General features: G+C 58.8%; 19 protein-coding genes and 2 pseudogenes. 7 read left to right on the top strand and 14 right to left on the bottom strand.

The window, feature by feature from the left end; all coding sequences use genetic code 11:
- Window positions 1–49: 49 nt before the first annotated feature.
- Window positions 50–958: a LysR family transcriptional regulator gene (locus tag AC1DH9_RS08950; RefSeq protein WP_427536876.1), complete on the top strand. Its 909-nt coding sequence runs from the start codon at window positions 50–52 to the stop codon at window positions 956–958.
- A 16-nt stretch (window positions 959–974) separates the two neighbouring features.
- On the opposite strand, the gene AC1DH9_RS08945 is transcribed toward AC1DH9_RS08950, so the two are convergent.
- The 9 genes and pseudogenes from AC1DH9_RS08945 to AC1DH9_RS08905 all read right to left on the bottom strand — a co-directional run.
- On the bottom strand, window positions 975–1,472 hold the full coding sequence (locus AC1DH9_RS08945) for a DoxX family protein (RefSeq protein WP_427536874.1): 498 nt from the start codon (window positions 1,470–1,472) through the stop codon (window positions 975–977).
- On the bottom strand, window positions 1,469–2,242 hold the full coding sequence (locus AC1DH9_RS08940) for an HvfC/BufC family peptide modification chaperone (RefSeq protein WP_427536872.1): 774 nt from the start codon (window positions 2,240–2,242) through the stop codon (window positions 1,469–1,471). The genes AC1DH9_RS08945 and AC1DH9_RS08940 overlap by 4 nt, the downstream gene beginning before the upstream one ends.
- Window positions 2,239–3,132 carry an MNIO family bufferin maturase gene (bufB, locus tag AC1DH9_RS08935; RefSeq protein WP_477808060.1) on the bottom strand — a complete coding sequence of 298 codons (894 nt, stop codon included), beginning with the start codon at window positions 3,130–3,132 and terminating at the stop codon, window positions 2,239–2,241. Before bufB ends, AC1DH9_RS08940 begins: the two co-directional genes overlap by 4 nt.
- 22 nt (window positions 3,133–3,154) lie before the next feature.
- The gene (locus tag AC1DH9_RS08930) at window positions 3,155–3,463 is read right to left on the bottom strand and encodes a BufA1 family periplasmic bufferin-type metallophore (RefSeq protein WP_427536868.1); all 309 of its coding nucleotides are present in this window, start codon (window positions 3,461–3,463) and stop codon (window positions 3,155–3,157) included.
- 235 nt (window positions 3,464–3,698) lie between these two features.
- Window positions 3,699–4,400 (bottom strand): ABC transporter ATP-binding protein, encoded by a 702-nt coding sequence (locus tag AC1DH9_RS08925; RefSeq protein WP_477808059.1) that lies wholly within the window; start codon window positions 4,398–4,400, stop codon window positions 3,699–3,701.
- The gene (livG, locus tag AC1DH9_RS08920) at window positions 4,401–5,168 is read right to left on the bottom strand and encodes a high-affinity branched-chain amino acid ABC transporter ATP-binding protein LivG (RefSeq protein WP_054596017.1); all 768 of its coding nucleotides are present in this window, start codon (window positions 5,166–5,168) and stop codon (window positions 4,401–4,403) included.
- On the bottom strand, window positions 5,165–6,196 hold the full coding sequence (gene livM / locus AC1DH9_RS08915; protein ID WP_477808058.1) for a high-affinity branched-chain amino acid ABC transporter permease LivM: 1,032 nt from the start codon (window positions 6,194–6,196) through the stop codon (window positions 5,165–5,167). Before livM ends, livG begins: the two co-directional genes overlap by 4 nt.
- Window positions 6,193–7,116 (bottom strand): high-affinity branched-chain amino acid ABC transporter permease LivH, encoded by a 924-nt coding sequence (gene livH, locus AC1DH9_RS08910; protein ID WP_427533551.1) that lies wholly within the window; start codon window positions 7,114–7,116, stop codon window positions 6,193–6,195. Before livH ends, livM begins: the two co-directional genes overlap by 4 nt.
- Before the next feature lie 283 nt (window positions 7,117–7,399).
- Window positions 7,400–8,251, bottom strand: a pseudogene (locus AC1DH9_RS08905) (high-affinity branched-chain amino acid ABC transporter substrate-binding protein); the annotation flags it as partial.
- 347 nt (window positions 8,252–8,598) lie between these two features.
- Here AC1DH9_RS08905 and AC1DH9_RS08900 point away from each other — a divergent pair.
- A complete protein-coding gene (locus tag AC1DH9_RS08900; RefSeq protein WP_427536864.1) occupies window positions 8,599–8,904 on the top strand; it encodes a DUF2288 domain-containing protein in 306 nt (101 codons plus the stop codon).
- A 293-nt stretch (window positions 8,905–9,197) separates the two neighbouring features.
- Here the strand turns inward: AC1DH9_RS08900 and AC1DH9_RS08895 are convergent, their stop codons facing one another.
- Window positions 9,198–11,375, bottom strand: coding sequence for a hypothetical protein (locus tag AC1DH9_RS08895; RefSeq protein ID WP_427530159.1), 2,178 nt, complete (start codon window positions 11,373–11,375; stop codon window positions 9,198–9,200).
- 195 nt (window positions 11,376–11,570) lie between these two features.
- Here AC1DH9_RS08895 and AC1DH9_RS08890 point away from each other — a divergent pair.
- Window positions 11,571–12,255 (top strand): annotated as a pseudogene (locus AC1DH9_RS08890) (NAD(P)-dependent oxidoreductase).
- Here the strand turns inward: AC1DH9_RS08890 and AC1DH9_RS08885 are convergent.
- On the bottom strand, window positions 12,146–14,431 hold the full coding sequence (locus AC1DH9_RS08885) for a putative bifunctional diguanylate cyclase/phosphodiesterase (RefSeq protein ID WP_427536860.1): 2,286 nt from the start codon (window positions 14,429–14,431) through the stop codon (window positions 12,146–12,148). The pseudogene AC1DH9_RS08890 and the gene AC1DH9_RS08885 sit on opposite strands and share 110 nt — an antisense overlap.
- 295 nt (window positions 14,432–14,726) lie before the next feature.
- On the opposite strand from AC1DH9_RS08885, the gene AC1DH9_RS08880 reads away from it, so the two are divergent.
- Window positions 14,727–16,076, top strand: coding sequence for a spinster family MFS transporter (locus AC1DH9_RS08880; protein ID WP_427536858.1), 1,350 nt, complete (start codon window positions 14,727–14,729; stop codon window positions 16,074–16,076).
- 203 nt (window positions 16,077–16,279) lie between these two features.
- Here the strand turns inward: AC1DH9_RS08880 and rapA are convergent, their stop codons facing one another.
- A complete protein-coding gene (gene rapA, locus AC1DH9_RS08875) occupies window positions 16,280–19,126 on the bottom strand; it encodes an RNA polymerase-associated protein RapA (RefSeq protein ID WP_019692190.1) in 2,847 nt (948 codons plus the stop codon).
- A gap of 245 nt (window positions 19,127–19,371) precedes the next feature.
- Between rapA and AC1DH9_RS08870 the strand changes: the two genes are divergently transcribed.
- The 3 genes from AC1DH9_RS08870 to ccoM all read left to right on the top strand — a co-directional run bounded on the left by AC1DH9_RS08870 (window position 19,372) and on the right by ccoM (window position 20,283).
- A complete protein-coding gene (locus AC1DH9_RS08870) occupies window positions 19,372–19,713 on the top strand; it encodes an aspartate-semialdehyde dehydrogenase (RefSeq protein WP_427536856.1) in 342 nt (113 codons plus the stop codon).
- Between the two features lie 146 nt (window positions 19,714–19,859).
- On the top strand, window positions 19,860–20,021 hold the full coding sequence (locus tag AC1DH9_RS08865; protein WP_007906621.1) for a hypothetical protein: 162 nt from the start codon (window positions 19,860–19,862) through the stop codon (window positions 20,019–20,021).
- 145 nt (window positions 20,022–20,166) lie between these two features.
- Entirely contained in the window at window positions 20,167–20,283 is a 117-nt protein-coding gene (gene ccoM / locus AC1DH9_RS08860) for a cytochrome c oxidase subunit CcoM (protein WP_007926603.1), read from the top strand.
- Window positions 20,284–20,947: 664 nt separating this feature from the next.
- Here the strand turns inward: ccoM and AC1DH9_RS08855 are convergent.
- Complete coding sequence (locus tag AC1DH9_RS08855; RefSeq protein ID WP_427536853.1) at window positions 20,948–22,423, bottom strand: inorganic phosphate transporter; 1,476 nt, start codon at window positions 22,421–22,423, stop codon at window positions 20,948–20,950.
- 376 nt (window positions 22,424–22,799) lie between these two features.
- A complete protein-coding gene (locus tag AC1DH9_RS08850) occupies window positions 22,800–23,000 on the bottom strand; it encodes a hypothetical protein (protein WP_019692194.1) in 201 nt (66 codons plus the stop codon).
- Window positions 23,001–23,174 lie beyond the last annotated feature (174 nt).

The raw sequence follows: 23,174 nt of genomic DNA, 5'->3' as shown, positions 1-23,174 counted from the left end.
TGATAAGCGTGCTAATGGGCAACCTTTGGTTTTCAAATGGAAACAATCCATGAGCGAAATGGATGATCTGGCGGCGTTTGCCGTGTTGATCGAGGCCGGCAGTTTCACGCTGGCAGCGCAGCAACTGGGGTGTAGCAAGGGGCAGTTGTCCAAGCGCATCAGTCAGTTGGAGGCACGTTTCAGCGTAGTGCTGTTGCAGCGAACCACACGGCGTTTGAGCCTGACGGCGGCCGGTGCGGCGTTGTTGCCGCAAGCGCAGGCACTGGTGATTCAGGTAGAGCGGGCGCGACAGGCCCTGGCACGGTTGAAGGACGATATGGCAGGGCCGATTCGGATGACGGTCCCGGTGTCGCTGGGGGAGACCTTTTTCGATGGGTTGCTGCTGGAGTTTTCCCGAGAGTACCCCGACGTACAGATCGAACTTGAACTGAACAACAGTTACCGCGACTTGTCACGAGACGGGTTCGATCTGGCGATTCGTTCAGAGGTGGCCAACGACGAGCGAATGGTCGCCAAACCGCTGCTGGCCTGGCACGAGATGACCTGCGCCAGCCCGGCTTATCTTGAGCAGTTTGGTGAGCCGCAGACGCCGGCGGAGCTGGTCGATCATCGTTGCTTGCTCAATAGCCATTACAGCGGCCGGGAAGAGTGGCTGTATCACCAGCAACATGAACTGTTGCGGGTGCGGGTCTCGGGGCCGTTCGCCAGCAACCACTACAACCTGTTGAAGAAGGCTGCGCTTGCCCATGCGGGGATTGCGCGCCTGCCTTCTTACTTGTTGCAGGCTGAACTGGCCGATGGCCGTTTGCGCTGGCTGCTGCGCGACTATCAGACCCGCAGCATGCCGATGTATCTGGTGCACCCGTATCAGGGCGGCTTGCCCAAGCGCACGCAGGTATTGGCCGATTACCTGATGAGGTGGTTCAAGCGCAGCGGCGAAGCACTGGATCGGCTGTAGCAGCTGCTACAAGGGCTTAGCGTTTGGCGATCAGGTGATCGATCGACAGCACGCCCGGACCTCTGGCCATCAGGTACAGCAGAATCGCCGCCCAGGTGCCGTGAGTCGGGTAGGCGTCCGGGTAGACAAAAGTCTGAATGGTCAGCGTCATGCCCAGTAACGCCAGGGCCGAGAAGCGTGTAGCGAAGCCGACGAGAATCAGGATCGGGAAGAAATGCTCGGCGAAGGCCGCCATGTGCGCCGCCAGTTCCGGGGACAGCAGCGGCACGTGGTATTCGCTTTGGAACAACGGAATGGTCGAGTCCGCGAGGCGCGGAATACCGAGCTGGAAGGTGCCGTCGAACAGATCGATGGCCAGTCCCTCGACCTTGGTCTGACCAGACTTCCAGAACACCGCGGCAATGGAGAAGCGTGCAACGAAGGCGATCAGGCTGTGGGGGATCCTCTCGAACAGTTCGATGATCCGTTCGATCAGGTGGGTGATGGCGTTCGGGTGTTCGGTGCGGGTGGTCATGGCGATACCTTGTCGTGTTGCAGGTGGATGATGGCGTTATGGCCGATCAGCAGCGCCAGGCACTGGCTCAGGTCAAACGCCGGGGTGGCGTCCAGGGCGTCGGCTACCGCTTGCCCCAAAGGGCGGTTGTTTTGCAGGCTGTGGATGAAGGTTGCAGTGCCGACGTCAATCGCAAAGACCTCAACCTCCAGGCCATTGCGCAGCACCAGCGCGCTTTGCGGGCGATACGGCTCAAGGTCCCGGGGCGGTGTGTCAGCTTGGTGGGCGGCCCATAGCGCAACGGTGGCGTACGGCGAACTCAGCGTGAACGTTGAGGGATGCAGATGAATGTGTAGCTGGGCGAGCGCTTCGGGAGCCGCCAATGCCGCAGCAATCTGCGCAGGCTCGACGGCGTTGGCATCTGCCGCGTGATAGGCCATCACCCGCAAGCGTTCCAGGCGTGCGACGTCCGCGAGATACGGCACTGAAGTGGCCGGTGCAAAGTGCTCGATGAAACTGGCGAAGTCACAGCCGTAGTCATTGATCAGCGCACTGCTCGGTGGGAAATCCCGTACATAGAATTGGGCCATGGCCCGAAAAAACTCTTCTCCGACCAACTGCGAAACCACCGGATAACTGTCGGCCAAGGCGTTGATCAACGAGCTCTGCACGTTGTTGCGGTACACCGTGAAGCGGCTAACCGGGTCCGCGCCGTTAGCGCTGAACAAACCGTCAGGGCAGGGCCGTCGAGGATCAAGCAGGGCGGCGGCGAAATCGGCTTGAGTGCTCATCGGCGAACCCCGGTGTAACCCAGCAATTCATCGGCTTGACGGGCTTCGGCCTGCAGCACGGAAAATGCCGGCACCTGATTGTCGCGCTCAATCAGCGTGGCCACCGGCCCGACGCGCTCAAGAACACGTGTGTACAGCGCCCACACGGCGTTATCGATGGGGGCGCCGTGATCGTCGATCAGCAGGCGATCGCCGAGGCTGTCAGTGTCTTCGGCAAATCCGGCCAGATGGATCTCGCCCACGGCATGCAACGGCAATGCGTCGAGGTACTCCAGCGGATCGCGCTGATGATTGATGYAAGACACATAGACGTTATTCACATCCAGCAGCAAACCACAGCCGGTGCGGCGAATGACGTCAGTGATGAAGCAGGCTTCTTCCATGCTGGAGTGCTGGAACTGCACATAAGTCGCCGGGTTTTCCAGCAGCATGGGGCGTTTCAGATGCTGCTGGACCTGGTCGATATGCTCGCAGACACGCAGCAGTGTTGACTTGTTATAGACCAATGGAAGCAGGTCATTGAGAAACACCGGGCCGTGGCTCGACCAGGCCAGGTGTTCGGAAAAGGACTGGGGTTGATAGCGTTCGATCAGATCGGCGAGTCGGGCAAGGTGCTCGGTGTTCAGCGGTCCTTCGCCGCCGATCGACAGACCGACGCCATGCAGCGACAGCGGATACTGCTCGCGAATCAAACCCAGGAAATGCTGAAACGGGCCGCCGGCCACCATGTAGTTTTCGGCGTGGACTTCGAAGAAGCCGATGTCCGGGCGAGTATCGAGTACTGCGCCAAAGTGCTCGGTCTTGAGCCCCAGCCCCGCGCGGGGCGGGAGCTCGGACGCCAACGCCTGAGTGTGAGGATGTACGGTGTGCAGCGCTGAAGTGGTCATCATCAACACTCAGGCGGAGGAGGGATTACGACTTGGTTTTGTAGGCGGCCATTTGACCGAAGCCGGTCGGTGAGGTCGGGCTGGCAGTCTTCTCGCAAGTGCCTTTTGGCACCAGTTTGAAGTGGTTGCTCTCGTAGTCGACTTTCGAGGTGCCCGCGCAGGTAGTACCTGCACCTGCGGCGCAATCGTTCTTGCCTTTCATGGCGACGCCAAAGCATTTTTCCATGTCAGTGGCGGCGGCGTGGGCAGTGGTTGGCAGAGCCGCGATGCTCAGGGCGGAACCCAAGGCCAGGGCGAGGGCGGCAGCGGACAGGGTGCGAGTGGTAGCAGTCATGGTGTTTCTCCAAACAAGGGGTGGGTTCAAGTAAGCGTTGGTGCTTGCTTACCCCTCTAGAGAAAGGTCATTCGAGTTCGTTACAGCGCGACAAAAAAAAATCGGTTCACACAAAAAAATGTGGGAGCGAGCCTGCTCGCGATAGCGGACTGTCAGGCAACATCAACGTTGACTGTCAGCCCCACATCGCGAGCAAGCTCGCTCCCACACGGGCCGTTTTTTGTTGCAGCAGTGCTTAGCCGCCCAGGTAGGCGTCGCGCACTTTAGGGTCGCTCAGCAGGRCTGCACCGGTGCCTTGCATCACCACCCGGCCGTTTTCCAGCACATAGGCACGGTCGGCAACCTTCAACGCCTGGTTAGCATTCTGTTCAACCAGGAACACCGTCACACCATCCTTGCGCAGCTGTTCGATGATGTCGAAGATCTGCTGGATGATGATCGGCGCCAACCCCAGCGACGGCTCGTCGAGMAGCAGCAGCTTGGGTTTGCTCATCAGCGCCCGGCCGATGGCAAGCATCTGCTGCTCGCCACCCGACATGGTGCCGCCGCGCTGGTTGAAGCGTTCCTTGAGTCGCGGGAACAACCCCAGGACCTTGTCCATTTGCTCCTGGTAATCGCCCTTCTCGGTGAAGAAGCCACCCATGGCGAGGTTTTCTTCCACGGTCAGACGGGCAAACACCCGACGACCTTCCGGGACCACGGCGATGCTTTTACGCATGATTTGCGAGGAGTCCTGGCCGACCAGTTCTTCGCCCATGTAGCGAATGCTGCCGCTATGGGCTTGCGGCGAACCGCACAGGGTCATCAGCAGGGTGGATTTGCCGGCGCCGTTGGCCCCGATCAGCGTGACGATCTCGCCCTGACGGACTTCGACGTTGACGCTGTGCAGGGCCTGGATCTTGCCGTAGAAGGTGGAAACGTTTTCGAACTGCAGCATTTACGCTTCCCCCAGGTAGGCTTTGATCACTTCAGGATTGTCGCGGATCTGTTCCGGCGTACCGTTGGCCAGAGGCGTGCCCTGGTTGATCACGAAGATATGGTCGGAGATGCTCATGACCAGTTTCATGTCGTGTTCGATCAGCAGCACGGTGACGTTATGCTCTTCACGCAGGGTGCCAATCAGCGCCTTGAGGTCGTCGGTTTCCCGCGGGTTGAGGCCGGCAGCCGGTTCGTCGAGCATCAGGATGCTTGGACGGGTCATCATGCAACGGGCGATTTCCAGGCGGCGCTGTTGACCATAGGCCAGGGTGCCGGCCGGACGGTTGGCAAACTCCTTGAGGTTGACCTTGTCGAGCCAGAACTCGGCGTATTCCATGGCCTCGCGTTCGCTGCGGCGAAACGCCGGCGTCTTGAACAGACCCGCCAGGAAGTTGGTATTCAGGTGCCGGTGCTGAGCAATCAGCAGGTTTTCCACGGCGGTCATTTCCTTGAACAACCGCACGTTCTGGAACGTCCGCACCACGCCTTTACCGGCGATCTTGTGGCCGGGCAGGCCTTCGATCGCTTCACCGTTGAGCTGGATAGTGCCAGCGGTGGGCTTGTAGAAACCGGTCAGGCAGTTGAACACGGTGGTCTTGCCGGCGCCGTTAGGGCCGATCATCGACACCACCTGTTTCTCTTTCACGCTCAGGGCAACGCTATTGACCGCGAGCAAGCCGCCAAAGCGCATGCTCAGGCCTTCTACTTTCAGGATCTCTCTGCTCATTTACGCAGCTCCATGTGAGGACGTTGCATGGGCAGCAGACCTTGAGGACGCCAGATCATCATCAGYACCATCAAGGCGCCGAACATCAACATGCGGTATTCGCTGAAGTCACGCATCAGCTCGGGCAACAGGATCATCACGACAGCCGCGAGGACCACGCCCAGTTGCGAGCCCATGCCGCCCAGCACCACGATGGCGAGGATGGTGGCCGACTCGATGAAGGTGAACGACTCCGGCGTGACCAGACCCTGGCGCGCGGCAAAGAAGCTACCGGCAAAACCGGCGAAGCAGGCACCCAGGGTGAAGGCCGACAGCTTGATCACGGTCGGGTTCAGGCCCAGGGCACGGCAGGCGATTTCGTCTTCACGCAACGCTTCCCAGGCACGGCCGATCGGCATGCGCAGCAGACGGTTGATCACGAACAGCGCGAACAGCGCCAGCAGCAGCGCGACCAGGTAGAGGAAAACCACCTTGCTGACCGGGTTGTACGTCAGGCCGAAGAACTCGTGGAAGGTCTGCATGCCTTCGGCGGCCGTTCTCTCGAAGCTCAGGCCGAACAGCGACGGTTTGGGAATGTTGCTGATACCGTTCGGTCCACAGCCCAGGTCGAGCAGACCCGCCAGACCAACCACGATGTTCAGGCCCAGGCCTAGTAGCACATAGATCAGAATCAGCGTGGCGATATCCACCGCACCGCGCGAGCCGAAGAACGGCCAGACCAGCGCGATGACGATCAACCCCATGATGACCCAGCGCTGGGTGCTGGGCAGGGTCAGGAAATTGCTTGCACTGGCCGGGATCAATTTACCTTTGGGCACGGAGCGCATGGCCGCCGTGTATTCGCGGTCGAACAGCACGCGCAGGAACATCAGCACCGAGCAGGTAGCGATGATAAGCAGCGTGGAGGTCGTGGCACCCTGTACTTCGAGGTTGATGCCGGCGATGGACAGTTTCAGGCCGAGTACCGGGTACGCCACGGCCCAAACCAATAGCGCGCTGAAAAGCGCCTGTTTAAGATTCCTGATCATACTTTCTCAACCTCCGGACGGCCCAACAGGCCGGTTGGCCGGAATAACAACACCAGAACCAGAAGGCCGAAAGCCACCACGTCCTTGTACTGGTCACCGAATACATCGGCGCCGAATGCTTCGGCCACCCCCAGCACCAGGCCACCGAGCATGGCGCCCGGGATGCTGCCGATGCCGCCCAGAACTGCCGCGGTAAAGGCCTTGAGGCCCACCAGGAATCCGGCGTTCGGGTTGATCACGCCGTACTGCATGCTCAGCAGTACAGCCGCCACGGCTGCCAGGGCAGCACCGATGACGAAGGTCAGGGCGATGATGTTGTTGGTGTTGATGCCCAGCAGGTTGGCCATCCTGATGTCTTCGGCACAGGCCCGGCAGGCACGTCCCAGACGTGAACGCGAAATGAACGTGGTCAGGCAGAGCATCACCACCAGGGTCACTACGAATACCAGGATCTGCATGTAGGAGATCAGCACTTCCTGTGCCCCGCCTGGACCGAAGCTGAAGCTGCCCGGAATCAGGTTGGGAATTGATTTGTCCTTGGAGTCCTGCGAGAGCAGTACGGTGTTTTGCAGGAAGATCGACATGCCGATGGCCGAGATCAGCGGGATCAGGCGGTTACTGCCCCGCAGAGGGCGGTAGGCGATCCGTTCGATACTGTAGCCGTAGGCACTGGTGACAACGATGGTCGCCAGGAATGCGGCGGTCATCAACAACGGTAGAGAGTGGATACCCAGCATGGCCAGTCCGGCAAGGACGATGAAGGCCACGTAGGAACCGATCATGTAGACCTCGCCGTGGGCGAAGTTGATCATTCCAATGATGCCGTAAACCATCGTATAGCCGATGGCGATCAGGGCATACGTGCTGCCAATGGTCAGACCATTAACCAGCTGTTGGAAAAAGTGATAGATCTCAGGCATTACTGCGCTCCTAAAAACCTGATACGCATTTCACTGGTGGAGTCATTTTCCCGCTCAGGTCCCGTGGATCTGCATCCACTTCGAACATGAGGTTTGCCAGCGAACCGCTGATGACGGTTTTGAGATTTTCAGGTGGGGAGGCTTCCGGATCACGGAGGCACGGCCCATTACCTCGTAAAACAAAGCCCACGGCACGCCGTGGGCTTTATTGGCAGTCAGTCAGGCAACGCCTTACTGAGGCGAAACTTCGGTTTTAGGTTTGCCAAAGTGCCACTGGTAAACCAGCCGGGTCCTGGTCGAAAGACTTCGGCAGGGTTACCAGCAGGCCTTCGGAAGCGTCCTGGGCGATCTGCGAGATGGATTCGTTGCCGACGCCTTCTGGCCCCATGAACTTGGCGTTCAGGCCTTTTTCCTTGGCTTGACGCAGGATCAGGCCCAGTTCCGGGTGGTAGCCGCCGTAGTAGACGAAGTCGACGTTGGCTTGCTTGAGTTTCTGGATGATCGAGGAGAAATCCTTGTCGCCGGCGTTCAGGCCTTCGAACACGGCAACCTTGACGCCTTTGCCTTCGAGGGTTTTCTTCACGGCGGTGGCGATGCCTTCACCGTATTGCTGTTTGTCGTGCAGAACGGCAACGATTTTCGGCTTTACGTGATCGGCGATGTAGTTACCGGCGGCAGGGCCCTGGGCGCTGTCCAGGCCGATGGTGCGGAACACCATTTTGTAGCCACGGTTAGTGATGTCCGGGCTGGTGGCGGCCGGGGTGATCATGATCACGCCTTCGTCTTCATAGATGTCGGACGCTGGCTGAGTGGAGCTGGAGCAGAGGTGACCGACCACGAACTTGACGCCGTCGTTGACCACTTTGTTGGCAACGGCAACGGCCTGTTTAGGGTCGCAGGCATCATCGTATTCCTTGGCTTCGAGCATCTTGCCGTCGACACCGCCCTTGGCGTTGATCTGCTCGATGGCCATTTTAGCGCCGATGAACTGCATGTCACCGTACTGGGTCACTGGACCGGTTTTAGGGCCGGCGATGCCGATCTTGATGGTGTCAGCTGCGAACGAATGGCTGGCAACCCCGGCCAGAACCATAGCGGCAAACAGTTTGGAAATCTGCTTAGTAGCCTTATTCATAGTGCTCCACTCTTACTGTTGTATTTTTTATAGTCCTGGCAGCCTGAGCCACAGAACCGGATCGATATCTTGGATATCCCCCGGAAATGCCCCCGGCAACTGTACCGGTACAGTGTAGAGCGCCGGTTGTTCGCTTGGAAAGCTGGCGCTCAGGGGCAATTCCTGAGGGTGTCGCATTTTTGAAAGAAAAAGACAGAATTGCGGCGGGATTTTGGCTGCGTAGTAACCCGATTCAGCGGCTATCCTTGCTTTCCTGCAGTTCYCGATCAATGACTCTATTGCATCCGGGTTTTTCTGCCAGAGCGCCGACGTTATGATTGCGCCGATTTCAATTCCGGACAGGGCCCATGACTCAAGAACCTAGCACCCTCTATGCCAAGCTGCTTGGTGAAACCGCATCTATTACCTGGAAGGAACTCGAACCGTTCTTCGCCAAGGGTGCCCTATTGTGGGTCGATCCCGACCTGGATTTGATCGCTGCCGCCGAGGCAGTTGCCCAGGACGAAGGCGAGAAAGTGGCTGCCTGGCTGGCCGCCGACAAACTCGCCAAGCTCTCTGAAACGCGGGCGCTGGATCTTTTCGAGCGTGATCCGGAGTTGTGGGCAGTGGTCGTTTCACCGTGGATTCTGATCCAGGAAAGGGCGCAGTCTTGAAATTGCGCACTGATTTGGTGCTGGTGGCGTTCGGGTAAAAGTGTGTAGCCGAGTAGCGTGATGGCAGGTTGCCGTAGAGAAACGCCACAGGCAGGCGGGGGGAAGGTTACGTAAACGTAAYGGGAACAGTTTAATAAGCAGCCGAATGGCTGCTTAATTGTTTCTGGATGTTGGAGGTTTGCTGGATGTGAGGACGCCATCGCGAGCAGGCTCGCTCCCACAGGTGACAGAGTTCTTCAAAAGAATGCGGTCAAATGTGGGAGCGAGCCTGCTCGCGATTGGCCGTGACGCGGTCAGGCCGTCTTGCCCGTATGGTTATTCAGCGAGATCACCTTGGTCTTGCCGATGCGGTGACGGTAGATCTCGCGCAGGTACTTGATGGCCTTTTTCACGCAATCGCGCGACAGGCGGATGTCGTTAATCGAGACAAACTTGTCTTTGTCGTTGATCAGCTCGCGGTACTTCTTCTCGTACATCGGCTTGATCGCGTACCAGTTGGTGTCGAGGATCTTCGCCGGGTTTTCGAATTCGTTGAGCAGCTCGTCGATTTTGGCCTCGTCGAAGTCTTCATGAATGATGAAGTCAAGGATCGAGTTGTCCAGGGTTTCATCGAAACGGTACGGATTGCGCGCAAAGCAGCGCTTGATGAACGCCACGATCAAGGTCAGGAAATCGTCTGACAGGCACGGGCTCTTGGCGATCAGGGTGGTCAGCGAAAGGTTGGCCGAGGCGCCGATCACCAGCGCATAACGCTTGAGCGTGGTGTTGGGGAACAGGCTGTTGAGGTGGGTCTTCAACCGGTTCAGGTCCATGTAGGACAACTTGTAATCCTTGGGCAGCGACACGATCGACACCACCGACGAGCAATTCTTGAAGAAGTGCAGGTCATGCAGCGCGGCAGCGTCGTAACCCGAGTTCTTGTATTGCTCCAGCGACGCACGATAGCGCTTGGACTCGATCGGCAACAGACTGATGCCTTCGATGGCCTGGGTCACTTTGTTGAAGTGCGGCAAGTCGATGGAGCGGAAGAACAGGTCGTCGATGTTCAGGCGCTGTGGCTCTTTGTCGAACACCTTGAACTTGTCGCTGCTCGGCGCCGGTTGTTCTGGCACCACAGACTCGGCGTAGGCAATCGCCACTGGCCCGGCCAGACTCATGAACAGGTCGTTGGCGTCCAGGCGAATGGTTTCGCCGATATCGATACCGGCCCGACGGAAGTAGTTCTGGTCGTAGTCAGTGGTGACCGCCTGGGCCGTCAGAATGTTGAAGATCTGCTGCGAGATGTACTGGTTGGCGTGCTTTTCCATGGCATTGACATCAATGTTCTGGATATTGCCGTCATCGTTCTCTTCGGCGTAACGCATGATGTCGTTGGAGATCAGCATCATCGCGTTCCATGGACGGATACGGCCCATGACGCTGGCTTCACTGCTGTCTTCGTTGGCGAAGTTGTACGAGAAATCCCATTCTTCCGACAGGTACTTGCACAACAGGCGGCCGGCGTTGATGTGCAGCGCTTCAGACATTTCACTGCGGTGATCGGAAATGTTCGGCAGTACGCAAATGCCGCTGGTGAAGATCGGCTCGAAGACGAAGGAGTGGCCGCTCTTGCTGTCGTGTTCGTCCACCGGTTTGGTGTCGAATGTCTTGTTCATGTACGAGTGTTGCTGGGCCAGCCCGAACTCCGAGGCCATGCCCGAACCGGTACCGCCACCGGCGCTGAAGATCGAGAAATACAGGCGCGACTGGTTGGCCTTGATGCCGCAGCTGTCGATCAGGTACGAGTGGATCATCTTCCAGTCAGGGCTGGAGAAACGCTGGGTGTCTTTGTTCAGGATGATCTTCGCCAGGTACTGGCCGAGGATCGGCGCGTTACCGGCGCCACCGGCGTGGACTTCCGAGAGGTCCATGATCTTCATTTTGCTGTAATCGCGCAGGAAGCCGCTTTTTTCGCCCTTGCGCGAGAAGCGGATACGTCCGGCGATGTCTTTGTCGAGGTCGCCGAGCATCACCAGAGGCTCGACCAGAAACACCGGTTTGGTGGCCTTGCCGACACCCAGTTTCAGGTTGTTACGAATCCATTGCGCAGGGCTGTAGCCCTTTTCAGCATAGGGCTTGTCTTCGTTGTTGAACTCGTTGAGGTAGAACTTGCGAGCGTTGTACACCAGCTCTGCGACGTCCAGCGCAATGTTCGAACCGCAGCGACCCAGACCGATCAGGCATACCGAGGGAAACTCCTGCTGATGCAGTTCGTGGGTGTCTTCCAGGTGCGGCGGCTTGGGGAACACCAGATCGCGCAGGCCGTCGAGGTTGTCGAGAATGCGATCGGTGTTGGTCTCGGTAAAGTACAGGTACTGCTGGGTCGCAAGCGGGCGCGAGTTGGTCAATGGCTTCGGGACTGAGGGTTTATCCGTGGCGGCGGTGAGCGTCAGTTCGGATACCGCAGGGGCAGGATTATTTTTAGAAGTCATTGTGCGCCATGTGCCTGGACTGGTTGGTTCGGCGGCGAGATGTCATCAAGCCATCACGAATAAGGAGCTCGCGACTTTACAGCGCGATATTGTCCCCAGCGATAGGGCTTTACCTGAGTATCGCCAGGGGGAATCCCTTCCTGAGTCATGATGAATCGGCCAATATTTGGCGATCTTTAATCGAGCGGAGGCAATTTGATGGCAGCGTTACCTTCTTTGGCGTTTGCCGGTATTGGCTTGATGGGTTTACCGATGTGCCGACGCTTGTTGGCTGCGGGCTATCCACTGACCGTCTGGAACCGCAATCCCGGCAAGTGCGCGCCTTTGGTCGAGGCCGGAGCGCGACAAGTGGCCACGCCTGTCCGGTGGTGTGGCGGGGGCCGAGGCCGCTAGCCTGGCGATCATGGTCGGTGGCGAGCCAGCCGATGTCGAACGCGTGCGCCCGGTGTTGTCGAGTCTTGGCCAACGGGTCACGCACATGGGCGCGGTTGGCGCAGGGCAAGTGACCAAGGCCTGCAATCAGATGATTGTTGCCTGCAATGCGTTGGTGATCGCTGAAGTGGTGGCGTTGGCCGAACGTTCGGGCGTGGATGCGAGTCTGCTGGCCGAAGCGTTGAGCGGCGGGTTTGCCGACTCTAAACCCTTGCAGATACTTGCCCCGCAAATGGCCGAGAGCCGTTTCGAACCCATAAAGTGGCATGTTCGAACGCTGCTCAAGGACCTGGATGGCGCCGTGAAATTTTCCCGCGAGCAGGGCTCGGCGACACCGATCAGTGGACTGGCCGCACAATTGATGCGCCTGCATGGTGGTCAGGGCTATCTGGAAAAAGATCCCGCGACACTAATCCATCTGTACCGCGAGCCAGACTCAAAGGATTGATGGCGTGTGCGTGCTTGCGCTGGTTGATTTCGTTCAGTACCGGACGTAATTCAGCCAGCGGCACCGGGCGGCTCAACAGATAACCTTGAACAAAGTCGCAACCGAAACATTCGAGAAACTGGTACTGCTCCAAAGTTTCGACCCCTTCGGTGACCACCTGCAAATGCAGGGTGTGGGCCATGACGATAATGGCCTGGACGATCTCCATGTCCTGAGTGGCCTTGGGGATGTCCTGGATAAACGACCGGTCGATTTTCAGGGTGTTCAGCGGCAGACGCTTGAGGTAGGCCAGCGACGAATAGCCGGTGCCGAAGTCGTCGATCGACAGCGAAACACCGAGCGCCCGAATCTTGCGCAGTAGCACCAGCGTATTGGCAAGGTTGCCCATCAGTGCGTTTTCCGTGACCTCCAGCTCCAGTCTTTGTGGCGCTATGCCGGCCGAGCGCAGCGCACATTCGATTTCTTCGGCAAGCTCTTCACGCATCAGGTTGAGCGGTGAGCAGTTCACGGTAATTTTCAACGACTCACAGCCATGCCTGGACAGCTCACTCAGGTCTTCGCAGGCTCTGCGCAGCACCCAGTTGTCGAGTTGCGCGATCAAGCCATTGGCTTCGGCAATCGCGATGAAACGGTCAGGTGCGAGCAAGCCGTGCACCGGGTGCTGCCAGCGAATCAGCGCTTCCAGTTTGGTGACCTGGCCGCTTTTGAGGTCATAGATCGGCTGGTAATAGAGCATCAACCCGTCTTCGTCGCGTAAGGCATTACGCAGTTCTTCTTCGAGCTGCAGCGCCATTGTCGCTTTGGTTTTCAGGTTGGAGCTGAAGAAGTGCAGGCCGTTTCGGCCGTTGCCCTTGGATTGGTACAGCGCCAGGTCGGCGTGTTTCAGCAGTTCCTCGCAGGTTTCGCCGTCGTCAGGGAACACACTGATACCGATGCTGGTGGTCATGACCATGCGCCTGCCGGCCAACTCGATCGGCTCTTTCATCTTTTGCATGATGCGCTGGGCCATGTGCCGTGCTTCGTCGCGCTCACGCAGGTTGATCAGAATGCAGAATTCATCGCCGCCAAACCGCGCGACCACATCGTCGTGACTGCGGGTCGAGCTTTTGATGTGGCTGGCGAGCACTTTCAACAGCTCGTCACCGGCGTCATGACCGAGGCTGTCGTTGATCCGCTTGAAGTGATCGATGTCCAGAAACATCACCGCCAGCATGCCGCCATGGGTGCTTTTCTCGATGAGCTTTTCGGCGAAGATCTGATTGAAGCCGCGGCGGTTGATCAAGTTGGTCAGGGGGTCGTAGTGCGCCACTTGTTGCAGTGACATGCGCGCCTGATCCAGTTGACTGAGCAGCGCGTTGACCCGGCGCAGGTCATGGTCCTTGTGCTGCAGTTTTTTGTCGGCCAGGGCGGCGCTGATGCTGCTGCCGATGACCAGCAGCGCGATCAGCGCAATCGTCAGCGCCAGTTGCAGGTGGTCGTTGTCGACCGACAGTTGCATGGGGACGCCGGTCGGCAACACCAGGCTCATGGACTGCATGCCGGTGAAGTGCATGCTCACGATGCCGGCGCCGAGTACCAGGCTGGCCGTGTATTTAAGTACCTGATGAGCGATGCCGCCGCCGTTGCGCAGGCCATGCGACAGCAGCAAGGCAATGGCGCTGGCACCGATGGCGATCAGGATCGACAGGCCGAACACGATTGGCTGGTAGTGGGCCACAGCGTTCGAACGCATGGCTGTCATGCCCACGTAATGCATGGTGGCGATGCCCAGTCCGATGCAGATCGAGGTTTGCACATATTGCCGCACGTTCAGATGAGCATTGCTCAGGGTATTCATCGCCACAAAGGCTGCGATAAAGGCGATCAGCAGGGAAAGCAGGGTGGCCGGCAAGTCGTAATGGATGTCGATGGGGGCCTGGAACGCCAGCATGCTGATGAAGTGCATGGCCCAGATGCCGCCCGACAGGCAGCAGGCACCGACCCAGCGCCAGAGCCGTTGAGACGCAGGATTCTCTGCGTGACCGACGCGTTCGGCCATGTCCAGCGTGGCGAAGCTGGCTGCACAGGCAACCAGATAGGCCAGTAGCACCAGAAAGGGGTTATGAGTGCAATTGAGGACGACTTGCCCGCTGCTCTCTGGCAGCTCGGTAATAAAATGCAAACCAGGCCACTCCATAGCATGCCCCGTCTTTGAGTCATTCTCTGCCGGCGCCATGAACGCTGGCGAATGCCTGGAGTATAGAGACCGTGCACAGAGCGCAAGAAATAGTGGCACATTGGCACTAATGATTTTGCAATAAGCCGGGGAGCGCTTAGACATAAATTGTCACGCGCGCGGCTTTGGTTGTCATGAGCGGGTATCAGCCTGACGAATAATGACAGACAGCATCCATGGCGCTGACTAGATTGCGGGTACCGGGCTGGAGTGTTGTCGGCAGTGAAGCCCTCATAACAATAAAAGAGACGGACCCATGCAGAACTCGACCCAAGCGGCGAATGCCTGGCGCATTCTGTTCCTGCTGTTTCTGGCCAATCTGTTCAACTTCTTCGATCGTACGATCCCGGCGATCATCATCGAGCCAATCCGCATGGAATGGCACCTCAGCGACTTTCAACTGGGGATCATCGGTACTGCATTCACGATCGTTTATGCCATTGCCGGTCTGCCGTTAGGGCGGCTGGCTGACACCGGTTCGCGCAGCAGGCTGATGGGCTGGGGCTTGGCGGTCTGGAGCGGGTTGACCGCAGTCAACGGCCTGGTGGGGAGTTTCTGGAGTTTCCTGATCGTGCGCATGGGCATTGGCATCGGTGAAGCCAGTTATGCGCCGGCCGCCAATTCGCTGATCGGTGATTTGTTCCCGGCACACCGTCGGGCACGGGCCATGGGGATCTTCATGCTCGGTTTGCCGCTGGGCCTGTTGCTGGCGTTCTTCACCATCGGTGCGATGGTCAAGGCGTTCGACAGCTGGCGTGCACCGTTTTTTATCGCGGCGATCCCGGGTTTGATCCTGGCGATCTTCATGTTCTTCATCAAGGAACCCCAGCGCGGCGCGGCGGAAACCGTGCGCGTGTCCCAGGAGCGGGTGGATCGGCCGATTCGCCGGGTGCTGGCGATTCCAACGTTCCTCTGGCTGGTGATGGCGGGGCTGTGTTTCAACTTTGCCACCTATGCGTGTAATTCGTTTCTGGTGCCGATGCTGCAGCGCTACTTTCAGATGCCATTGCAGCAAGCGGCGGTGGCGACCGGGGTGATCGTTGGTGTGACCGGCTTGTTCGGCCTGACGCTGGGCGGCTGGGTGGCCGACAAGATTCACCAGCGGGTGGCCAACGGTCGGCTGCTGTTTGCCGCGTTCAGCCTGATCGTCTCGACCCTGTGCACCGCGTGGGCACTGCACGCCGGACGGATTGAAATCGGCGTGTTCGTCGCCGTGTTCAGCGCCGGCTGGTTGTTTGCCTATAACTTCTATACCTGCGTTTACACGGCGATTCAGGATGTGGTCGAACCGCGTTTGCGCGCCACAGCGATGGCGTTGTTTTTCGCCGGACTCTACCTGTTGGGCGGTGGCTTGGGGCCGGTGGTGGTTGGCGCTTTGTCTGATCACTTTGCCCATAGTGCAATGCTGGCGGCCGGGGCCGAGCAAATGAGCGAGGCCTTCAAGGCGGCAGGGTTGCATGACGCGATGTACCTGATTCCGGTGGCGTTGTTTTCGACCATGGTGTTTCTGTTCCTGGCTTCGCGGTGTTTCGTACGGGATGCGAAGCGGATGAAGGAGGGCTTGGTAGCGGTGGTTGAGCCTGGTGTTTCTGCGGCGACTGCATGATCGCCATCGTCGGATCGCCGCCCGGAGCCGGCTCGCTCCCACCCGGGATCACCTGTGAACACGACATTTGTGAACACTACCAATCAAATGTGGGAGCGAGCCTGCTCGCGATGAGGTCATCAGCAACACCGCAGCAATCAAACAGACAAAAAAAGGCCCGCATCGCTGCGGGCCTTCTTTATTTTAGCGGGGTAGAGGAGGGCTTAACCCGCCACCAGCACCCGGATCGCTTCCAGTCGCAATGCCGCTTTGTCGAGCATGGCCAGGCCTTGCTCGCGCTGCTGGCGCAGGGCAACCAGTTCGCTGTCGCGTACCGTCGGGTTGACCGCTTGCAGGGCGGTCAGGCGCGCCAGTTCTTCTTCGGTGTCGGCGGCCAGGCGGCGTTGTGCTTCGGCTACACGTTCGGCGTGGCGCGGGGTGATCTTCTCTTCACCGGCATTGATGCGCGGTGTCAGCTGATCACGCTGGGCCTGGACGAACTTGTTGGCGCTGGCGCGTGGCACGCTTTCGAGCTGGTCGTTGAGGGTTTCGAACGAGACGCGGCTCGACAGGTCGTTGCCGTTGGCATCGAGCAGGCAGCGCAGCGCGGCCGGCGGCAGGTAACGGCCCAGTTGCAGCGAGCGCGGGGCAACCACTTCGCTGACATAGAGCAGTTCCAGCAACACGGTGCCAGGCTTGAGTGCCTTGTTCTTGATCAGTGCCACGGCGGTGTTGCCCATCGAACCGGACAGCACCAGGTCCATGCCGCCCTGAACCATCGGGTGCTCCCAGGTGATGAATTGCATGTCTTCGCGAGACAGCGCCTGGTTGCGGTCGTAGGTGATGGTCACGCCTTCGTCGTCGCCCAGCGGGAAGCTGGCGTCGAGCATTTTTTCGCTCGGTTTGAGGATCAGCGCGTTTTCCGAATGGTCTTCGCTGTCGATACCGAACGCGTCAAACAGGGTTTCCATGTAGATCGGCAGGGCGAACTGATCGTCTTGCTCAAGGATCGCTTCAACCAGCGCGTCACCTTCGCCAGCGCCGCCGGAGTTGAGCTCCAGCAGACGGTCACGGCCGCTGTGCAACTCGGCTTCGAGGTTTTCACGGGTGGTACGGGCTTCGTCRATCAGCGCTTGCCACTCGCCGTCATCGGCGTTTTCCAGCAGCGGCAGCAGGCGTGGGCCGAACTGATGCTGTAAGGCGTTACCGGTCGGGCAGGTGTTGAGGAACGCGTTCAACGCTTCGTGATACCACTGGAACAGGCGCTCTTGCGGGCTGGTTTCCAGGTACGGCACGTGCAGTTCGATAACGTGCTTCTGACCGATCCGGTCGAGACGCCCGATCCGCTGTTCCAGCAGGTCAGGGTGCGATGGCAGGTCGAACAGCACCAGGTGGTGGGAGAACTGGAAGTTGCGACCTTCACTGCCGATTTCCGAACAGATCAGCACCTGGGCACCGAATTCTTCGTCGGCGAAGTAAGCCGCCGCGCGGTCACGCTCGAGGATGTTCATGCCTTCGTGGAACACCGTGGCCGGAATGCCGGAACGTACGCGCAGGGCGTCTTCCAGGTCCATCGCGGTTTCGGCGTGGGCACAGATCACCAGCACTTTGGTGCGCTTGAGCATTTTCAACTGGTCGATCAGCCACTCGACCCTTGGGTCGAAACGCCACCAGCGTTGTTCTTCATCGATATCCGGTTGCGCCTGGAAGCTGACTTCCGGGTACAGCTCGGCGTGTTCGCCCAGCGGCAGTTCGAGGTATTCGTCCGGGCACGGCAGCGGGTACGGGTGCAGTTTGCGTTCCGGGAAGCCTTGCACCGCAGCGCGGGTGTTACGGAACAGCACGCGGCCGGTGCCGTGGCGGTCCAGCAATTCGCGGACCAGACGGGCGCTGGCCTCGGCGTCGCCAGCGTTGACGGCAGTCAGCAGCGCTTCGCCTTCATCACCGAGGAAACCCTGGATGGTTTTGTGTGCGGCCGGGGACAAGCGCCCCTGGTCCATCAACTCCTGAACGGCTTCGGCCACCGGGCGATAGTTTTCACTCTCGGCGCGGAAGGCTTTCAGGTCGTGGAAACGGTTTGGATCCAGTAGGCGCAGGCGTGCGAAGTGGCTGTCCTGACCCAGTTGCTCCGGGGTCGCGGTCAGCAGCAGCACACCGGGAATGGTTTCCGCGAGTTGCTCGACCAGCGAGTACTCAGGGCTGACCTGATCTTCGTGCCACACCAGATGGTGCGCTTCGTCGACCACCAGCAGGTCCCAGCCGGCAGCGAACAATGCGTCCTGGGCCTTTTCGTCGTCCACCAGCCATTCCAGAGCGACCAGTGCGAGCTGGGTGTCTTCGAACGGGTTGCCGGCATCGCTTTCGATGAAGCGTTCTTCGTCGAACAGTGCGACTTGCAGGTTGAAACGACGGCGCATTTCCACCAGCCATTGGTGCTGGAGGTTTTCCGGCACCAGGATCAGCACGCGGTTGGCGCGGCCCGAGAGCAGCTGGCGATGGATCACCAGACCGGCCTCAATGGTTTTACCCAGACCTACTTCGTCCGCCAACAAAACCCGCGGCGCGATACGGTCAGCGACTTCACGGGCGATGTGCAATTGGTGGGCAATTGGCTGCGCACGCACGCCACCCAGGCCCCAGAGCGAGGATTGCAACTGGCGGCTGGTGTGTTCCAGGGTGTGGTAACGCAGGGAGAACCAGGCCAGTGGGTCGATCTGCCCGGCGAACAAACGGTCGCTGGCCAGACGGAACTGGATGAAGTTCGACAGCTGGGTCTCAGGCAGGGTTACCACTTCGTTCTGCGCGTTGAGCCCGTGGTAGACCAGCAGGCCGTCGACGTCGTCGACTTCGCGCACGGTCATTTTCCAGCCTTCGAAGTGAGTGATCATGTCACCCGGCGAAAATCTCACGCGAGTGAGGGGCGCATTCCGTAGCGCGTACTGGCGAGTGTCGCCAGTGGCCGGATAGAGCACGGTCAGCAAGCGACCGTCCTGTGCCAGAACGGTGCCTAAACCTAGCTCGGCTTCGCTGTCACTAATCCAGCGTTGCCCCGGTTGATACTGCTGCGCCATGCTGCCTGACTCCCACCTTGAAAAAGCGGGCTATCTTAACGGAATGAACCTTCGGGGCCAAAGGATTACTCACGCAGGAGCTGGCGAAGGTCCGGGCCGCGTTCGGACGATCTTTTGATCTTCGAGGCCTGAAAAGATCGCAGCCTTGGGTAGCGCCTATGTGTGCGTTGGCTCGCAAGTTTGCGACCAGTGGCTCAAGTCGCCGCCCCAGCAGCCGACAGCCTGCCGTCAGGAGACTAATAACCATGCTGCCACCGATGCTCCCCTTGAGTGCCGTGCCGATTACTTCCCAGCAGGATCCGGTCCGCCAGCGGCCGGATATTCCGCCGGTGGTGCCGGTGGAGGCGAGCTCCAGTGAAAGTACGATCGACCTGCACAAGCGCCATGCCGAAGAGTCGGCGCAGTTGTTGCGCGAAGAGCAGCGGCGTCGGCAAGAACGCGACAAGCGACGCCGCGAAGCCGAAAATGATCCTGAAGAGCACCTGGCCGTGCCGGGTGACGAGTTGAACGCCGACAACACGGTGCCCGTGGTTCCGCTGATTGACGATCAGCCGCGCCAGGGGTTGTGGGTCGATATCGAGGTTTGACGCTCGCACACTTTTTGTTGCGCTGTGATGCTGCTGGCGACTGGTCAGCGCCGGCCATTGGCCGCATTATTGGCAAACCTTGAGCGGGCAGGGTGACAGTAGTCACTTTGCTACGCCTGTATTGACCTTGAAGATGTAATCCCGCCATGAGCCAAGACGACAAGCTGATCGACCTCAACACCGAGCGTGCCAAGCGCGTGCATGACCTCAATGAAAAGCGCCTGAACGAAGTACGCCAGGCTTTCGAGCAGGCCATGCCGTTGGGTAAAGCGAAGAAAAAGCCGAAAAACAAACCGAAAAAGCGTTGATCCTCCCTGTTTCCATTGATGCAGGTCAGTTATTTCCCTTCCTTTTACGCCCGGTCTTGGGCGGCATTGATCCCGGTCAATTTTCTTCTGCGCCCGATTGGGTAACTTAGCCCCATCGCAACAGGGCAAGTGCAGGAGGCCAGTCATGTTTTTCGATAATGTAGTGATTGCCGGAGTGCTGACTGTCGGCCTCATGGTTCTGTTTTTTGCCGGGTTTGGATTTTTTATCTGGAAAGACGCACATAAGCGTAAAAAGCCTTAGGTCTTTCTGGAAGCATGAGCACGCAAGGCATTTTGGGCGACTTCGGTCGCCCTTTTTTTTGCCTGCGGTTTCTTGTCGGGTCAGCGTTTGCAGGTGTACTCGATCCACTGTGGGCGCGGGCTTGATCGCGAAGGCGGCCGGACAGCCGACCCATCTCCCGCAGATGTACACCAATCCAATGTGGGAGCGAGCCTGCTCGCGATGGCGGCCTGCATGAGAAAGCTGCTGACAATTCTGAACGCGATGCTCAGGGATCAAAAGCCATTTGAGCTGAAATCGGCTTGACGATAAACACAGTTGCTCGCTCCGGTGTCCATCAGGGGGCATCGCCTACGGTCTGCTTCGCGACGACCTCCTCTCGATGTGTCCGGCTGCGCCGTACGGCGCTGCGCGCCCACCCCCTGATGAACACCTCCACTCGGCCTCCCGATAGGGGCGGGTGGATCAAGATCAACAGCAACAGCACGGCGATCTGCCGGCCGGCCTGAGTGGTAAGAGCGCGTACGGCTTAGATCTCGTTCCCACGCGCAGCAAAGGAATGCCGCCCGGGATGCTCCGCGTCCCTTCACGGACATGGAAACGATCATCAAATCCTTGCAAATCCTGCAGGCATAAAAAAAGCGCGACCTCCGGGAGGACGCGCTTTTTTTGTACAGCGTGTGAATCAGCTGCCGAGTGCCTTCGAGGCCAGCCAGAACAGGCCGGCCGACAGGGCCATCGTCGCCGGCAGGGTCAGGACCCAGGCCAGCAGGATGTTTTTCACGGTGCCGCCTTGCAGGCCGCTTTTGTTGGCGATCATGGTCCCGGCCACGCCCGAAGACAGCACGTGGGTGGTCGATACCGGGAGGCTGAAGATGTTCGCCAGACCGATCATGCCCGCCGTGGTGATTTGTGCCGACATGCCTTGAGCATAAGTCATGCCTTGCTTGCCGATTTTCTCGCCAATGGTCAGTACCACGCGTTTCCAGCCAACCATCGTACCCAGGCCGAGTGCCAGGGCGACCGCCAGAATTACCCAGAACGGGGCATATTCGGTGGTGGTGGTCAGGTCTTTGCGCAGTTTGTCCAGGTCAGCCTTTTCGCGGGCATCGAGGCCAGGCAATTTGCCGACCTTTTTCGCCGTATCGTCCAGGCAGAGCAGGTAGCGACGCACTTCAATACGGCTTTCTTGCGACAGCGAGTGATAGTCCGCTACACCCTTGAGGGTGCCGAGCAGGGCGGTGATGGTCGGCTCGGTCTGTTGCGGGTTGCAACGGAATTTCTCCGGCAAATCGCCATCCAGGCTTTTGCCCAAGGCCAGGAACTCACCCAAAGTATCGGCATTGCGCTTATAGAACTGGCTCAGGTGCAGGGTCGCATCGCGAGTCCGTTCGATCTGATAGGTGGTGCTGCTCAGGTCGAGTACGAACTGTGCCGGCACGATACCGATCAATACCAGCATGATCAGGCCGATGCCTTTCTGGCCATCGTTGGAGCCGTGAACAAAGCTGACAGCCATTGCCGAGATCACCAGAACCAGACGGTTCCAGAACGGCGGGTGTTTCTTGTCATCAAGCTTGCGGCGTTGGTCCGGTGTCTTGTGCATCTTGGACAGGGGGCGCCACCATTTCAGGCCAATCAGCACCAGCGCGGCTACCAGGAAGCCGGCTAATGGCGAGAACACCAGCGAGGCGCCGATATCGATCGCTTTCTGCCAGTTGACACCGTCAGCCAATGGAATGTCGTTGATCAGGGCGTTCGCCAGACCCACACCGAGGATCGAACCGATCAGGGTATGGGAGCTGGAGGCCGGGATACCGAAGTACCAGGTTCCCAGGTTCCAGGCGATGGCCGCAGCGAGCAACGAGAACACCATCGCCAGCCCGTGGCCGGTATTCACATTGATCAGCAGCTCTACCGGCAGCAGGTGGACAATGGCATACGCCACGCCAACGCCGCCCAGCAACACGCCGAGGAAATTGAACACACCGGAAAAGAACACTGCCAGATGAGGCGGCATGGCTTTGGTGTAGATAACAGTGGCAACCGCGTTAGCGGTGTCATGAAAGCCGTTGATGAACTCGAAGGCGAGGACAAAGGCCAGGGCGAGCAAGAGGCTCACAAGCACCCAAGCATCCAGTCCGCTGAATAAATCGATCATGAAGGTTTTCTGACCCGGTCGTAAGGGGGCGCGATTATGCCAGAAAACCCTGCTAATCAATGCACTTGCTGCTCATCGGTTACATTCTTCAACGATTTAGTGTGTAACAAGGCCCTAAATCCCAGCGTTGCCGTAGGTTTTTCAAACCTTTGATTTCATTGGGTGTTGTGGCGCGCGCCGGCATTTCAGCGACTTCGATGGGAGGCTGAACGGGGTGTGTGAAATATCTATAAGGAGGGCCAGCCAAGCGCCAATAACCTCATCCGGTAGGAGTGAGGTGGCAATCGCCGGCTTTTAGCAGGCGCGATATGGGACGCCAATTCATTCAGCGTGTGGCTGAACGCGACGCAGGCCCTGAAAACTCAAACCTTCGCGATTATGGCTCTTCGGCTTTGAGTTCCTTTTCCATCTTCTGCAGTTCCTGGGTAAAGGCCTGATCGAGGATGCTGGCGCGTTTACGCCAAGGTTTGCGTTCCGGGTCGGGCTGAGCGGCGTAGGTGGTGACTTCCCCGCCGTAAACTTCCTTGTAACGTTGTTCCTGGCGCTCAAGTTCCGCGCGCAGTTCTTCTTTCGTCACAGTGTTACCTAATTGAGTTGAGATAAATTCTGGTGATACGCACTGCATTCGTTGTGTCGGTCACACGCAGTCCGTGCAGAGTGTCCGGGAAGACACCCATTGCGACAGCGTTGTGCTTGACAGCGTCCTTCGTGCAGGCGGCCACGGCACCAGAGTAGAACCACTGACGTAGCA

This window comes from Pseudomonas sp. 05T35 (assembly GCF_056396605.1).
The sequence above is the reverse complement of the archived record's forward strand: the minus strand, read 5'-3'. Positions and strand labels throughout refer to the sequence as shown.